General features: G+C 71.0%; 15 protein-coding genes and 1 pseudogene. 9 read left to right on the top strand and 7 right to left on the bottom strand.

The features are described 5' to 3' along the window. Together GWK61_RS44485 and GWK61_RS44480 are read left to right on the top strand one after the other, a co-directional pair. Nucleotides 1-478 (top strand): LytR C-terminal domain-containing protein (locus GWK61_RS44485; RefSeq protein WP_194918513.1); only part of this gene is annotated, 478 nt, incomplete at its 5' end. Nucleotides 479-554: 76 nt separating this feature from the next. Beyond that, nucleotides 555-1,175: a DUF1003 domain-containing protein gene (locus GWK61_RS44480; RefSeq protein ID WP_194918511.1), complete on the top strand. Its 621-nt coding sequence runs from the start codon at nt 555-557 to the stop codon at nt 1,173-1,175. A 14-nt stretch (nt 1,176-1,189) separates the two neighbouring features. Here the strand turns inward: GWK61_RS44480 and GWK61_RS44475 are convergent, their stop codons facing one another. The 3 genes from GWK61_RS44475 to GWK61_RS44465 are packed head-to-tail and all read right to left on the bottom strand — an operon-like array spanning nt 1,190 to nt 5,813. Continuing rightward, entirely contained in the window at nt 1,190-3,724 is a 2,535-nt protein-coding gene (locus GWK61_RS44475; RefSeq protein ID WP_194918509.1) for an FtsX-like permease family protein, read from the bottom strand. Then, a complete protein-coding gene (locus GWK61_RS44470; protein ID WP_194918507.1) occupies nt 3,724-4,590 on the bottom strand; it encodes an ABC transporter ATP-binding protein in 867 nt (288 codons plus the stop codon). The genes GWK61_RS44475 and GWK61_RS44470 overlap by 1 nt, the downstream gene beginning before the upstream one ends. 11 nt (nt 4,591-4,601) lie before the next feature. After that, nucleotides 4,602-5,813 (bottom strand): MFS transporter, encoded by a 1,212-nt coding sequence (locus GWK61_RS44465; RefSeq protein WP_228563966.1) that lies wholly within the window; start codon nt 5,811-5,813, stop codon nt 4,602-4,604. Between the two features lie 94 nt (nt 5,814-5,907). Between GWK61_RS44465 and GWK61_RS44460 the strand changes: the two genes are divergently transcribed. Next, on the top strand, nt 5,908-6,492 hold the full coding sequence (locus GWK61_RS44460; protein WP_194918505.1) for a CGNR zinc finger domain-containing protein: 585 nt from the start codon (nt 5,908-5,910) through the stop codon (nt 6,490-6,492). A gap of 97 nt (nt 6,493-6,589) precedes the next feature. On the opposite strand, the gene GWK61_RS44455 is transcribed toward GWK61_RS44460, so the two are convergent. Both GWK61_RS44455 and GWK61_RS44450 read right to left on the bottom strand, forming a co-directional pair. Next, nucleotides 6,590-7,948, bottom strand: coding sequence for a recombinase family protein (locus GWK61_RS44455; protein ID WP_228563969.1), 1,359 nt, complete (start codon nt 7,946-7,948; stop codon nt 6,590-6,592). A 326-nt stretch (nt 7,949-8,274) separates the two neighbouring features. Next, nucleotides 8,275-9,576, bottom strand: a complete 1,302-nt coding sequence (locus tag GWK61_RS44450; protein WP_194918493.1) for an alpha/beta hydrolase — start codon at nt 9,574-9,576, stop codon at nt 8,275-8,277. Nucleotides 9,577-9,721: 145 nt separating this feature from the next. Here GWK61_RS44450 and GWK61_RS44445 point away from each other — a divergent pair, with 145 nt between their 5' ends. The 3 genes from GWK61_RS44445 to GWK61_RS44435 all read left to right on the top strand — a co-directional run bounded on the left by GWK61_RS44445 (nt 9,722) and on the right by GWK61_RS44435 (nt 11,881). Continuing rightward, entirely contained in the window at nt 9,722-10,252 is a 531-nt protein-coding gene (locus tag GWK61_RS44445) for a helix-turn-helix domain-containing protein (protein WP_194918491.1), read from the top strand. A 172-nt stretch (nt 10,253-10,424) separates the two neighbouring features. After that, a complete protein-coding gene (locus GWK61_RS44440) occupies nt 10,425-11,627 on the top strand; it encodes a cytochrome P450 (RefSeq protein WP_194918490.1) in 1,203 nt (400 codons plus the stop codon). A 56-nt stretch (nt 11,628-11,683) separates the two neighbouring features. Next, nucleotides 11,684-11,881: a ferredoxin gene (locus GWK61_RS44435; protein ID WP_194918488.1), complete on the top strand. Its 198-nt coding sequence runs from the start codon at nt 11,684-11,686 to the stop codon at nt 11,879-11,881. A gap of 41 nt (nt 11,882-11,922) precedes the next feature. Here the strand turns inward: GWK61_RS44435 and GWK61_RS61105 are convergent. Beyond that, nucleotides 11,923-12,374, bottom strand: a pseudogene (locus GWK61_RS61105) (winged helix-turn-helix domain-containing protein). On the opposite strand from GWK61_RS61105, the gene GWK61_RS44425 reads away from it, so the two are divergent. Then, complete coding sequence (locus GWK61_RS44425; RefSeq protein WP_194918486.1) at nt 12,261-12,593, top strand: hypothetical protein; 333 nt, start codon at nt 12,261-12,263, stop codon at nt 12,591-12,593. The pseudogene GWK61_RS61105 and the gene GWK61_RS44425 overlap by 114 nt on opposite strands. Nucleotides 12,594-12,691: 98 nt before the next feature. Beyond that, nucleotides 12,692-13,534: a S1 family peptidase gene (locus GWK61_RS44420; protein WP_194918484.1), complete on the top strand. Its 843-nt coding sequence runs from the start codon at nt 12,692-12,694 to the stop codon at nt 13,532-13,534. 148 nt (nt 13,535-13,682) lie between these two features. On the opposite strand, the gene GWK61_RS44415 is transcribed toward GWK61_RS44420, so the two are convergent. Continuing rightward, nucleotides 13,683-13,886 (bottom strand): cold-shock protein, encoded by a 204-nt coding sequence (locus GWK61_RS44415; RefSeq protein WP_194918483.1) that lies wholly within the window; start codon nt 13,884-13,886, stop codon nt 13,683-13,685. A gap of 204 nt (nt 13,887-14,090) precedes the next feature. Here GWK61_RS44415 and GWK61_RS44410 point away from each other — a divergent pair. After that, the coding region (locus GWK61_RS44410; RefSeq protein ID WP_194918481.1) for a winged helix-turn-helix transcriptional regulator at nt 14,091-14,418 on the top strand (328 nt) is incomplete at its 3' end.

Raw genomic sequence — 14,418 nt, 5'->3', positions numbered from 1 at the left:
CCCGCCGCTGCCCGCCGCCCCCGGCGCGGCCACCGGCATGCGGCCTGCCGCGATCGCGCCGACCGACACGCACACCGTCGTCGACGTCTACAACGCCACCGCCAAGAACGGCCTGGCGACCACGGTCGGCGACTGGCTGGCGGCCTCCGGCTGGCCGGTGGACAAGACCGCCGGCGCCACCGCCCAGAACCGGACCACGATCCTGTACGGCAAGGGCGCGGCCAAGGCCGCCGGGCAGCTCGCGGCCACCCTCGGCGTGCAGGCGGTGCCGGCGCCGTCGGCCCGCACCGCGGCCGGTCATGTGCTGATCAGGCTCGGAGCCGACTACACTCCGCCCGGTGGCCCCCAGCCCCCGGCACCGACCGACGCGACCGGACCGGGCCCGACGGACTCCGCGACACCGGATCCGTCCGGCACCCCGGATCCGGCGAACTCGCCCGGTATCGCCATGGACAACGGGATCACCTGCGTGAACTGATCTCGCTCGCCGGTATGGAGCACCCGACGAACCGGGCCCGGGCCGTCGGGCCCCGCCGCCGTCGAAGGAGCGCCCGATGAGCCCGAACAACCCGCTGGACCTGGCCAAGCACCTGCACTACGAGCACATCCCGCACCCGCACATCGCCGCGCGGCACGCCGACGGCCCGGTGAAGGTCGCCGACCAGCACCGCACCGACAACGCGGCCACGCGCTTCAACACGAAGGCCGCGCTGCTCATCACCCGGGCCGTGGGCTCGATGTGGTGCGCGTACCTGTTCGCCGCGTTCGACATGATCAGCCTGCCGTCGGCGATCAGGGGCGGCGCCTCGACGATCGTGGCGTGGGTCGCGCAGACCTTCCTGCAGCTGGTGCTGCTGTCGGTGATCATGGTGGGGCAGAACGTGCAGGCCGCGGCTGCCGACGCGCGCAGCGAGGCGACGTACCACGACGCGAGCGCCACGCTGCACGAGACCGCGCAGCTGCAGGAGCACTTGGTGGCGCAGGACATGCTGCTGACGCGGATAGCGGCGCACCTCGGGCTGGACCCGGTGCCGGTGATCGACATGGACCAGCCGAACGGTGGCGGGGCCGCCCCGACCGCTCAGACCGCTCAGACCGCTCCGAGCGCTCCGAGCGCCCCGACCACGCCAGCCGAAGACAAGCCTGCCGCCGGCGGCGAGTCGGAAACAAAGTAAGACCTTCTAGGCTTCTATTCGGCACGCAGCGCCTGCAGGACTCCGATCCGCACGGCGCGGCGTGCCGGAGCCACGGCCGCGAGCAGCCCGGTGACGAACGTCGCGGGCACCACGACCGCCAGCAGCAGCACCGGGACCGACGGCGTTCCCGGCAGGTGGCCGTCCATGACGGCGCGCGCCAGGATCCAGCCGATCGGCAGGCCGAGGACGACGCCGGTGAACGTGCCGGTCGCCACGGTGGCCAGGGCTTCGCTGCGGATCAGGGTACGGATGTGGCTCGCCTCGGCGCCGACCGCGCGCAGCAGGCCGATCTCCCGGGTGCGTTCCAACACGCTCAGCGCCAGGCTGGTGACGACGGCCAGGACGCCGATCAGCAGGCTCAGGGCGAGCAGCGCGGTCATGATCGTGGCCAGGAGCTGGAAGCCCTGCGCGGCCCGGGTGGCGTAGCCGGCGCGGTCGTCGAGGGTGGCCTGCGGGTAGGCGGCGAGGGCGGTCGCGACGGCTTGGCGGGCTTGCACTGTCTGTCCCGGTTGGGTGCGGATCAGGACTTCCTCAAGACCCTGATCCTGTGGCGGATACGCCTTCAGGTAGTCGGATTCGGGGATCACGAAGGCGCCGAGGACCTGCTCGTTGTCGTAGAGGGCTGCGATACGGACGGGACGGGTTCCGCCGACCGGGAACGTGATCGGGATGGTCTGGCCGAGGCGCCAGCCGTCGCGGTGCGCGGCCAGGGCGCTGACCGCCATGGTGCCGGGCGTGGCGAGGTCTGCGAGGCGGCCGGCGCTGACGCCGGGGTCGACGTCGGCGAGCAGGGCGGCCGGGTCGATGCCGCAGGCCTTCTCGGAGTCGCCGGGCGCTTTGAAGATGCCACAGGACAGGCCAGTCGCGTGGGCCACGCCGGGCAGGGCGGCGATGCGCTGGACCGCACTCGGGTCGAGGGTGGCGCCGGTGCCGGGGGTGGTGGCGGCGACGAGGTCGGCGTGCAGGGAGCGGCGGACGTCGGCCTCGCTCTCGGAGACCAGGGACGCCGCCATCGCCGCGACGATGGAGACGGTGGCCACGGCGACGGCCAGGGTGCCTGCGGTGCCTGCCACGCGGCGCGGTTCGCGCGTCATCTGGCGGCCGGCGAGGCGTCCTACGAACCCTGATACGGCGGCGACGACCGCGCGGGGCGCCGCCGTCAGCGGCCGTACGAGCGCCGGACCGGCCAGGCCCATGCCGAAGAGAATCAGGATGCTGCCGAGGCCTGCCGGGGCGATGCTGTCGGCGCCGGCTTCCAAGGCGGCACCGCCGAGGAAGGCCAGCGCGGCTGCCGCACGTCGCCACAGGGACAGGCGTCCGGCGTGGTCGGCGGTGGTGACGGCGCTGAGCGCGGCCAGCGGTCGTTCGCGGGACGCGCGGCGGGCCGCCGAGGCCGCGGCGATGACGGAGATGCCGGGACCGACGACGAAGCACAGGATGACGGTGCGCGCGGCGAGGACGGTCGGGCCGGCCGGGAGCGGCAGGCCGAAGTGGCCGAAGCCCCAGCGCAGGCCGGCGGTGACGCCGAGCCCGAGCGGCAGCCCGACGACCGCACCGGCCAGCCCGACCAGCGACGCCTCGGCGAGGACGAGGCGCGCCAGTTGCAGGCGTCCGGCGCCGACGCAGCGCAGGAGTGCCAGCTCGCGGGTGCGCTGCGCGACGGTGACGGCGAAGATGTTCGCGATCAGCAGCGCCGCGACCACGACCGAGACCATCGCGAAGACCTGCAGCACCGCGCCGATCGTGGAGGTCACCGACCCGACCTGGCTGACCAGCTGCGCCGCCTGCTGCGCCCCGGTGCGCACGGTGTAGTCGCCGCCGACGTCCGCCGCGATGCGCGATTGGAGGACGGCCGGCTCGATGCCGGACGCGCCGACGGCCTCGACCGCAGCGACCGTGTTGCCGCTGCCGAGGAGCGCGGCGGCCGTCGCCGGATCGAAGCCCACAACGCTGAGCCCTGCGATGTTCTGCGCACCGCCGAAGCCGACGGTGCCGGTGACGGTGAAGCTCTGGACGCCGCGGGCCAGCGCGACGCGCAGGGTGCTGCCGGCGGCGAGGTGGAGGCTGCCGGCGGTCCCGGCGTCGACGACGATCTGATCAGGGCCCTGAGGCCACTGCCCGGACTGGAGGCTCACGAGGCGCAGGCGCGGATCGGCCGGGATCGACAGGCCGAGGCCACCGAGCGCGGAGGTGGTGTGGCCGCCACGGTCGAGGGGCACGGCGTAGCCCTCGACGATGCCCTCGGCCGCCACGACACCCGGCACCCCGCGCACCCGGCCGACCAGCGAGGCGGGCAGCGTCGGCGCCCCGGTGAGGACGGACCCGCCGAAGCCACGCGCATCGGTGACGACGGCGGAGACCCCGGCGGTCGCGGCATCAGCCTGCTGCCGAACGCCGGCATCGATGGTGTCGGTGAGGATGTAGCTCGACGCGAGGAACGCGACGGCCGCCGCCACGGCCCCGGCGGTGGCGAGGGCGCGGGCTTTGCGGGCGGCGAGGCCGCGGCGCAGGACGGTGGTGATGCGCATCAGGCGGTCGCCTCGGGAGTGAGACGAGCGACAAATCTGGTGGCAGGGCCGGCGTTAGTCCGTTCGGCGACTCGGTTGGCGGCAGTCGGATCAGCGACCAGGTTGGCGGCGGCAGCATCAGCAGCCGAGCCGGCGGCGCCCTCCCCCGCATCCAACTCGTCCAGCCGCCGCAGCACCTCGGCCCCCGAAGGCGCGGCCACGTCGTCCACGATCCGGCCGTCGGCGAGCAGCAGGACGCGGTCCGTGCGGGCGGCGGCGGCCGGGTCGTGGGTCACCATCACCACGGTCTGGCCGAGTTCGGTCACGCTGCGGCGGAGGAGGTCCAGGAGTTCGCGGCCGGTGCGGCGGTCGAGGTTGCCGGTGGGTTCGTCGGCGAAGACCACGTCGGGCCGGGTGATCAGGGCGCGGGCCATCGCCACGCGCTGGGCCTGGCCGCCGGACAGCTGCGCCGGCGTGTGCTCCAGGCGGTCGGGCAGGCCCAGGAGGGTCACCACCGCGTCGAAGTGTGCTGCGTCGGGGCGGCGGCCGGTGAGTTCCAGCGGGAGCAGGATGTTCTCGCGGGCGGTCAGCGTCGGCAGCAGGTTGAAGGCCTGGAACACGAAGCCGATCCGCTCGCGGCGCAGCCGGGTCAGCGCGCGCTCCGGCAGCGCCGTGATCTCCGCGTCGCCGATGCGCACCGTGCCGGCGTCCACGGTGTCCAGCCCGGACAGGCAGTGCAGCAGCGTGGACTTGCCGGATCCCGAGGGCCCCATCACTGCGGTGAAGGTGCCCTTCGGGATCGCGACGTCCACGCCGCGCAGCGCGGGCACGCGGTTCGGCTCGGCGCCGTAGCTCTTGGTGAGGCCGGCCGCAACGATCGTCGTCATGCCTAGGAACTCTAGGCTTTAGATTGTCTAGGTATCAAGAGGCAGCGCCCCAGCGCCACCGCACCCAAGATCGCGACCGCCCCGCAGACCCCGTTCCATCCGAACGCCGAATAGGCCCGCACCCCGAGCCAGGACCCCACGCTCCCGCCGAGGAAGGCGCACGTCATGTACGCCGTGTTCAGCCGCGCGCGCTCCGACGGCCGCAGCGCGAAGATCCGCGCCTGGTTCGCGACCTGCCCCGACTGCATCGCGACGTCCAGCGCGAGCATCCCGACCGCCAGGCCCACGAGCCCGAACACGCCGCCCGCCGAACCGGTCACCAGCACCGCCGCGGCCGCCACCACCCCGACCAGGCACCGCAGGTTCACCGCGTCCGGCCCCAGCCGGTCGGTCGCCCGGCCGGCCCGCGGCGTCGCGAACATGCTCCCGGCCCCGACCAGCGCCAGCACCCCGACCGCCGGCGTCCCGAGGTGGTACTCCGGGCCGGTGACGTGCAGCGCCAACGCCGTCCACGCCGCGCTGAACGCCGCGAACACCAACACCTGGTACTGACACGAACGCCGCAGCAGCGGCTCCGTCCGCAGCAGGCGCACCGACGCCGCCAGCAACGCCGGGTACCGCTCACCGGTGCTCGGCGTCGTCGTCGGCAGGAACGCGGCCATCGCGGCCGACAGCAGCAGCACCGCCACCGCCGCGACCAGGTACGGCGCGCGCCAACCGAGCCACTGGCCGAGCGTCCCGGAGAATGTGCGGGCCAGCAGGATCCCGCCGATCAGCCCCGACAGCAGAGTCCCGGTCACCTCACCGCGCCGCTCGGGCTCGGCCAGTCCGGCGGCCATCGGTATCAGGATCTGCGGGACGACGGTCGTCGCCCCGATCAGGGTGCTGGCGACGGCCAGCATCGGCAGCGTGTCGGCGGTCCCGGCGAGCACCAGCCCGACCGTGGTGAGCATCAGCAGCGTCGTGACCAGGCGCCGATGCCGCAGCCGGTCGCCGAGCGGGACCAGGAGGAAGATGCCGGCCGCGTAACCGAACTGCGCGCAGGTCGTGACCAGCGCGGCAGAACTCTTACTCGTCTTGAGTCCGGAAGCTATCAGTGGGCTGATGGCCTGCGGGAAGTAGATGTTCGCGACGGCCACACCGCACGCGATCGACAGCAACAACGTCAACGGCCGGCTCAGGACCGGCTTCAGGGCAGGGGCGGGTACGACGAGTGCGGACAACAGAAGTCACCTCGTGGGAACCATGGGAACCGGTTTAAGTGGTTCCGCCAATGTACACCGGTCAAACCGGTTCCGCACGGAGTACAGTGGGACCATGCCCGAGACGATCACCGAGTTCCGCACCGGTTCCGGCCGCCCGAGCCTGGACTTCATCCGAACCCTGAGATGGCGCGGCACGGACGGGGCGTTCGAGGAGCTCGCCACCCCCGAGGCCCTGGTCGCGTGGATCAGGCAGCTCGGGCCGTATGACGAGGACGTCGCGATCGACGCGCCGGCGCCCCGCACGCTGCGTGCCGCGCAGGAAACCCGCGAGGCGGTCTACGCGCTGGTGAAAGCCGCCCGCGCCACGACCCCCGCGGACTGCCCGCCAGACGCACGCGCGCTGCTCAACAAGACCGCGACGTCGCCGACCCCGCATCCGGTCCTGGACGAAGACGGCGCACTGCACCACGCCGCCGCCGATCCGGTAGCCGCGCTCCTCGCCGCCATTGCCCGGGACGCGCTCGACCTCGCGACGTCGCCGCTGATCGACCGCGTCCGCGACTGCGCGGGGCCGAACTGCGGCGCCTGGTTCCTGGACACATCCCGGCCCGGGACGCGGCGCTGGTGCTCGATGGACCGTTGCGGCAATCAGGCCAAGAAGAGCACCTGGCGCAGCAAGCACCCGGGCGCGGGGTGAAGTCCCCCGCCACTCATCGCCGACGCCCGCCCCGCATTCCGACCCGCTCAGCTCTGCCGCCAGCCGCCGCTCGTGCCGCCTGTCCCGCCCGCCGCACCTACAGCGGATGCGGCACAAAGGCGATCCGCCCCGGATCGAACACCCCGCGGCTCGTCGTCTTCGGCCCCACCCGAATCACCGTGTACAAGAACCGCAGCACCTCGGCCCGCCGTCGCAGCGGCACCCGCGGCCAGTCCACCCCGGCCTCCGGACCGGTCACGATCCCGTCGATCGCCGACGCCGACCGCACCACCACCCCGCCGTGGACGTCGCCGAACGCCTGGTGCTCGCCGTCCTGCGCCAAGCGCGGGTCCGGCCGACGGTTGCCCACCATCGGTAGCGACGCGACGCGTGCGGCGTCCCACTCCTGCAGGATGCGGACCGCGTCCTCCTGGACGTGCATCTCGAACGACGTCGCCCCGATCGAGCGCGCGCACTCCTCCGGCGGCTGGTTCCGGGTCGAGGCGCAGGCGTACATCCGATAGCCGCCGACGACCGAGCCGACCATGCTGTGCCCGCAGGCCAGGCACTCCACCAGCCCGGTCAGCAGGTAGCCCGAGCGTTCGGCGCCGTTGCGGGCGTTGGTGTGCCCGGCGCCGTGGTTCGCCCGCAGCGTCCGAACGTGCTCCCAGTCCTCGACGCTGACGCACGGCTCCCACGCCGCGAGCAGGTAGGCGCCGCCGTCGCCGCGGATCTGGCCGCGGAAGACGCGGATCCCGGCGTAGCGCGGCGCGTCCAGGATCCGGCCGACGCCGCCGACGGTCCAGGCCGAGCCCATCGCCGTCGGCACCTTTCGACCGTTCAAATCGAACGCGATGGCGCGCAGCGTCTCGCCTTCCAGGAACCGCGCGAACACCTCGCGCACCACTTTGGACTCGGCCGGGATCACCGACCCCATGCCGGGCTCGTAGCCGAACGCGCGGCGTCCGCCGCCGTGCGGCCGCCCGGCCAGCGCCGCACCCCGGTGCGCGGCGCGCGAAGCCCTCGACACCGCCTGCGCCGCGCGCCAGGCCACCGACGCGCGATCGCTCAGCGCCCGCCGCTGCGCCGGGTCGGCCAGGTCCCACTCGTCGCCGACGCTGTGCAGCACGATCCCGTTGCGCTCGCTGGCGTTCAGCAGCCGCACCAGGTCGTTCGCGCGATGGCGCAGCAGCGAGCCCGGCGCGTACAGGATCAGGTCCCTGATCTTCTTGCGCTCCACGGCCGCCAGCGTCGCCGCCCACCCCGGCTTGACGCCCTTGGCCTTCCACACCGTGCGCACCGCGTCGGCCTGCACGGCCGCCGGCGCCACGGGCAGCCGCCGCGCCCGCGCGTACTCACGGCACTTCAGCTCGCGCACGTCGACAGTGCTCTGATCCTCGTCATCGATGTGCGGTACACAGCAGTAGATACCCGCCGCGAACAACGGCTCTCGCATGTCAGCCACACCGCGAATCTACTACGCTGCATAGGAGATTGGGAGTACCGCCGGGCGGAAACCCAGGTCACGGCTTTCTAACGGGAACAATCCGGTCCTCGTCGAACACGTCGAGTGAGGCCCCGGACGAACACCGGCGCACGACCCATCGAGTCGGCGACCCCGGGGCTCCACCGTACATTCTCAATGGGATCGGCCTATCTCGCGAAGCACTTTACACCTGCGTGAGTAACTCGTATGCACTCCCCTCACGGCAACCTTCTGACCAGCGCTGAGAATTCTGAAGAAATCGTGAAGTTCGCGGAATCCGCTATAAGGAGCCGAGGTCAGCCCCGGCGTCCACGCATTCCCGAGAACAGGCGTTTGCCTCGCGGAGCTTCCGGAGCAAGCCACCGCACAATGTCATCAACCACCACAGAATCGACGTTCGCCGGAGTCGCGTACTCGGCCGGCGTCGACGTTCCGGTGCCGGGCGCGAACATATGGTTGTCGGCGGCATAGACCCGAATGTCCACATCCGCCCGATCCCCGATCCCCGCGCGCCACAATGCGAGGTCGTCCTCGACGGTGACCTGATAGTCGCGCCCGCCCTGCAGAATCAGCATCGGCTGCGTGAGGTTCTTCGCCGTGGCCACCGGATCGTAGCCGCGCATGTCGAGCCAGTAGGCCCCGGAGTAGCCCAGGGGAAGGTCCTCGGTCGGTGTCGAGGACGACAGATCGGCACGCTCGACGTTCGCGGCCTGCTCCGCCAGGACGGCGACCATCTCGTCCGGGACCAGGCCGAGACCGGCCAGGTAGCGGACGACCCGCACGGCCGAGCGCTGCATCGGCGAGGCGTCCGCCGCCATGAGCACCAGCCCCGCGATCCGCGGCTCGGCCTCGGCGGCCCGCGGCGCCATCTTCGCGCCCATGCTGTGCCCGACGACGTGGATGCGGTCGGAGTCGATCTCAGGATTCTGATCGAGCTGCCGGAAGGCGTCGCGCACGTACGGCAGGTACTCGTCGGCGGCGGTGAACTCCAGCATCTCGGCCAGTACCCCGGCGTGCACGGCGCCGACCTTGTCGAAGCGCACGCTCGCCACGCCGCGGCTGCCCAGTCCCCAGGCCAGGTCCTTGAGCGGCTTGAGCGGGCCGGCGGTGCCGTCGCGGTCGAAGGGGCCGCCGCCGGACAGCAGGATCGCGGCCGGGAAGGGGCCCGTGCCACGCGGAACGGTCAGCGTGCCGGGGACGGCCAGGGGCCCTTCGCCGACCACGACTTCGTGTTCTGCGAACCGTTTCGGAGCGGCGTAGGACGGCGGGACCCACTCACTGGGCGCCGCGATACGCAGGCCTTGCAGCAACCCGTCGCCGGCCGTGGCGATGAAGACCGTGAGATCGCCCTTGGCGAACCTGACGGTGACGCTCACCCGCGTCAGCGCGTCGTCGATCGGCTCGGTGCGCGCGACACCGAGCCCGACGACGTCGCCGAGCGGCACGGCCTCGGCCTCCCACCCGGCCCGGACCATGTCGGCGGACACGACCGCGGCCAGGTTCGGCGCGAACAGCGCCTCGATCGCCTGCCACCGGCCCTGATCGGCCAGTTCCACGAAGTGCGCGATCAGCGCCGCCGGGTCGTTCATCGCTTCCATGACTCTCCCTGGTGGGATCTGTGCTGCTCTGTACTTCTCTGTGCTGCTCTACTGCTCTGTGCGGCCTTCCAGCCGACATCCGGTACGTCGACTCTTCAACCTTTCGCATCTTTGAGAAAAGTAGCATCTATGAGATCGTAGGTCCATGGACCCGCTGAAGCTCCTGGCACATCCGGTCCGCCTGCGCGTCATCCACGCGCTGCGCGGCGGCCGCGTCCTGACCGCCGGCCGGCTGAACGAACGCGTCGGCGACGTCTCCAGGGCCACGCTGTACCGCCACCTCGACCTGCTGACCGAAGCCGGGGTGCTGGAGATCGCCGAGGAACGGCGCGTGCGCGGCGCCGTCGAGCGCCACTACCGGCTGCGCGGCGAGCGCGCCGGCATCGACAGCGCGCAGGTCGCCGAGCCGACCAAGGACGACCACCGCGTGGGCTTCGCCGCCGCGACCGCCGCGCTGCAGGCCGAGTTCGCGGCGTACCTGGAACATCAGGACTCTGACCCGACCGCGGACCTGGTCGGCTACCGGCAGCACGCGGTCTGGCTCAGCCGCGAGGAGCTTGAGGCGTTGATCAGTGCCCTGCGAGCGGCGATCCTGCCGGCGCTGGAGAACGAGGCGACCGAACAGCGGTCTCAATATCTGTTGAGCCCGATTCTGTTCCCGATCGAGCAGGCGTGAGTCAGGTTTCTGCATTTGTCCTTGTCAGCGTGCTGAGCCTCTGGCGCTTCCCGATTCATACCGGTTCAACCCTCGATACGACCCTTTATTCATCACCATGCGTGAGCTAGGCTGACGGTCAGTTAGTTAGCGTACAAAAGCTAACTTGTGCCACCTGGAAAGGATCAGGCGTATGACCATCGCGGACCACCCGGCCGAAGTCCTCGCCGTCCCCGCCGACCGCGGAGCCTGTCCGTTCGACCCCCCGCCCGCGTACGACCAAGCCCGCGAACAGCATCCCGTCGCCCCGGTGCGGCTGTTCGACGGCACCACCGCGTGGATGCTCACCCGGCATCAGGATGTGCGGGCCGTGCTTCAGGACCGCCGGTTCAGCGCCGACGCCGCCAAGTCCGGGTTCCCGTTCCTCAGCCCGGGACGCCGTGAGCTGGCCGCGGGCAACCCCACCTTCATCCGCATGGACGATCCGGAGCACGCCCGGCTGCGGCGCATGCTCACCTCGGACTTCATCATCAAGCGGGTGGAGGAGATGCGCCCGCAGGTCCGGGCGATCGCCGTGGAGCTGCTGGACGCGATGACCCGCGACCGCGACCACGCCGACCTGGTCGCCGAGTTCGCGCTCCCGCTGCCCTCGCTGGTGATCTGCCTGCTGCTGGGCGTCCCGTACGAGGACCACGCGTACTTCCAGAAGTGCAGCAGCACGCTGCTGAACGCCAACTCCACCGCCGCACAGGTCGAGCAGGCGCGCGACGAGCTGAACGCGTACATCAAGCAGCTGGCAGCGGCCAAGCGCGAGAGCGACGACGGCGGCATCATCAGCCGGCTGATCCACCGCGAGGACCTCACCTGCGACGAGGTCGCGACGATGGGGACGCTGCTGCTGGTGGCCGGGCACGAGACGACGGCCAACATGACGTCGCTGTCGATCCTCACGCTGCTGCGCAACCCGGACCAGATGGAGCGCCTGCGCAGCGACCCCACGTTGATCCGCGGCGCGGTCGAGGAGATGCTGCGCTACCTGTCCATCGTGCACACCGGGCTGCCCCGGGTCGCGACCGAGGACGTCGAGGTCGGCGGGCAGACGATCCGGGCCGGCGAGGGCGTGCTGCTGATGATCAACACGGCCAACCGGGACGACGAGGCGTTCCCCGACGCCGACTCCGTGGACGTCGGCCGCGACGCGCGCCGGCACCTGGCATTCGGCTTCGGCGTGCACCAGTGCCTGGGGCAGCCGCTGGCCCGCGCCGAGCTGCAGATCGCGCTGGACGTGCTGCTCAACGGGCTGCCGAAGCTGCGGCTGGCGGTGCCGTTCGAACAGATCCCGTTCCGGCACGACATGCTGATCTACGGCGTGCACAGCCTGCCGGTCGCGTGGTGAAGACCGTGGATCCGGCGAACCTGGCGAACCCGGCGAATCCCACGAGGAGCGTCAAGATGCGCGTCGCGGCAGACCGGTCGAAGTGCATGGGCGCCGGCATGTGCGCCCTCAACGCGCCGGAGGTCTTCGACCAGGACGAGGAAGAGGGCCTGGTGGTCGTCCTGGAGCCGGAGCCGCCGGCCGAGCACCGGTACGCGGTGCGGGACGCGGTGAACCTGTGTCCGGCCGGAGCGCTGCGCTTCGAGGAGGATTAGGACTGAGCTGCCCACGCCGTCCGCGGTTCTGAGCTTCGAGCTCAGAGAGCCTCGGCCTGTGAGACGTCGATCCCATAGCCCGCACCGGATATCGTCACGATGAGTTCGGGCGCGCCGAGCTTTCGGCGCAGCCGGCCGACCGTGACCGAGACTGTGCGGGTGAAGGGGTCGGCGTTCTCGTCCCACACCTTCTTCAGTCGAGCTCGACGCCGGCCGCGCGCAGCACCCGGGGCCGGGCCGAGGGCCGGCGCCGGGCCAGGTCCTGGACGCGCAGTACCAGCTCGGGGAAATGGAACGGCTTGGGCAGGTAGTCGTCGGCGCCGAGGCGCAGTCCGTGGACGCGGTCACCGGGCGAGCCCGCGGCCGTAAGCATGTCACTGTGGACGCGCAGCTCAACGACCAGTACGACCTGATCGGCTTCGATCCGCGAGGCATCGGATACAGCACGTCCTACGACTGCTCGGACGGGATCCAGGGCGGGCCGTCGCCGCAGTCCGAGACGCTGACGCCGTACCCGTGGGTCGGGCAGATGCAGGACACGATCGGCGGGACGGTGTTCACCGTCGAGGACTTCGTCCACGGCTCGCTGGCGATGGTGCCGGGCTGCGCCTCGCATCTGGTCGCGTACTTCGACGCCGGGGCGCCGGATTCGGGTTCGTGCCTCGGCTCGCGACCCGGCGCGGCACAGCCCGCAGCGGCGGTCTGGTCTTGAGGTTTATATCAGGACCCGTTGACACATGCCGGATTCGTTCCTACGCTCCGCCGCGTGCCAATAGGCGCATGCCACCACCCTCGCCCCATGGAGATCCCATGCTCAAGCGAACCGCGGCGATGCTCGCCGCGGCGGCCGTGACCATCACGGCCGCCCTCACCCTGACCGCCGGGACGGCGAGCGCCGCAGCGCGCCCCGGCGTCAGCGTCACCCTGGCGAGCACCATCGCCCTGGACGACTGCTCCGCCTCACTGGTCCGGTATCCCACCTCGCAGGACACCGACCAGGCCCTCATGCTCACCGCCGGGCACTGCTACGAGGGCGGCATGCCCTCGGCCGGCCAGGTGCTGCAGAACGTGGACAGCAGCCGCTCCGGCACGCTGCTGGACGCCGGCGGCAACGAGCTCGGCACCGTGCAGGCCGACAAGCTGCTGTACGCGACCATGACGAACACCGACGTGGCCGTGTACGAGCTGACCGACACCTTCGCGTCCCTGCGGAGCCAGTACGGCGCCACCCCGCTCACGCTGTCCGCGAGCCACCCGACCAGCGGCCACACCATCGCCATACCGTCGGCGTACTGGGACCGGACCTGGAGCTGCACCCTGAACGGCTTCGCCGGCACGGTCGAAGAGGACCAGTGGACCTGGCACGACTCGCTCCGCTACGGCCTCAGCGGCTGCCGCGTCATCGGCGGCAGCTCCGGCTCGCCGGTCGTGGACACCAGCACCGGCCAGGTGGTCGGCGTGAACAACACGATCAACGAGAGCGGTCAGCTGTGCACGCTGGACAACCCGTGCGAGGTCGCGGCGAACGGCACCAAGACGGAGAAGCGGGGGCAGGGGTACGGGCAGGAGACGTACTGGATCACGACGTGCCTGAACTCGTCGAACGCCATCGATCTGACGGTGTCCGGCTGTCGGCTGCCTTCGGGGTCGTAGCGGGCAGGGGCTGACGGCCCTGGCCGACAGCTTTGGCTGACGGCCCCGGCTGACAGTCCCGAACGACCCTCCCGACACAAGAACACCGCCCGGCCCCGTCGATGCGGGGGCGGGCGGTGTTCGAGCGTTCGAGCTGGCGTTCGGCGCCTTAGATGGCGCGGACGTCCTCAGCCTGCGGACCCTTGGGTCCCTGGGTGACGTTGAACTCCACAGCCTGGTTCTCTTCCAGGTTGCGGTAGCCGCTGCCGGTGATCGCGGAGAAGTGGACGAAGACGTCCGGGCCTCCACCATCCTGCTCGATGAAGCCGAAGCCCTTTTCGCCGTTGAACCACTTGACCTTACCCGTTGCCATGAATCTCCTCGATACCTGCGGCCGCACCCACCTTGTGTTGGACGCTTGCGCCAGCCAACTATCGCACGACAAGTGGCGTCAGCCCTACTACTAATCGTCCAGATCACCGCGTTCGGTGGCGGCTTTCACTCGCTTCCCCGCGCGTCGGCATGCCAGCACTGGTAACTTTTCTGAACTAGTGTCGTGGTACAACCAGGAGCGAGCGTGGCGAGAGACCCCGGACCTGTCGTGTTCGAGCGCGGTTGGAGCTTCCTGGCGACCATCTCCGAGCGCTGGACGTACCAGATCCTGCGCGAAATCTTCTTCGGCACGACCCGGTTCGGCGAGCTCAAGCGAACGCTCGGCATCTCGGCGAACATTCTGACCACCCGACTGAACGACCTCACCGAGGCCGGTCTGCTCACCAAGCGCGCCTACCGCCAGGACAAACCCTGGTTCGAGTACGAGCTCACCGACGAGGCCCGCGACGTGGTGGTGCCGGCGATCGTGGCGATCACGCGCTGGGCCGAGGGGCGCGCGCTCGGGGCGGAGG

The sequence above is a fragment of the Catenulispora rubra genome (assembly GCF_015356825.1).
GTDB lineage: Bacteria > Actinomycetota > Actinomycetes > Streptomycetales > Catenulisporaceae > Catenulispora > Catenulispora rubra.
Note: the sequence above shows the minus strand (reverse complement) of the source record. Positions and strands in the feature narration are given on the sequence as shown.